The 251-nt window shown below is 30.7% G+C and carries 1 pseudogene; it reads left to right on the forward strand.

Annotated features, from left to right (window positions below):
• Positions 1 to 251, forward strand: a pseudogene (locus tag IC21_RS17295) (RNA-guided endonuclease TnpB family protein); the annotation flags it as partial.

Consider the following 251-nt stretch of genomic DNA (forward strand, 5'->3'; position numbering starts at 1 on the left):
TACAGACTGCTTATAAGAATTTCTTTGAAGGAAATGCGGATTTTCCAAAGTTCAAAAATCGTAAAGCAAAACAATCCTATACAACTAATAGGGTCAACGGAAATATTAAGCTAGAAAATGGTCATATCAAACTGCCAAAAATCAAAAAGCCAATAAAAATAAAACAGCATAGAGAGATACCTGCTGATTATAAAATCAAATCTTGCACTATTTCTAAAACAAAGACAGGCAAGTACTACATTTCAATTTTG

The sequence above is a fragment of the Heyndrickxia coagulans DSM 1 = ATCC 7050 genome, assembly GCF_000290615.1.
Taxonomy (GTDB): Bacteria; Bacillota; Bacilli; order Bacillales; family Bacillaceae_C; genus Weizmannia; species Weizmannia coagulans.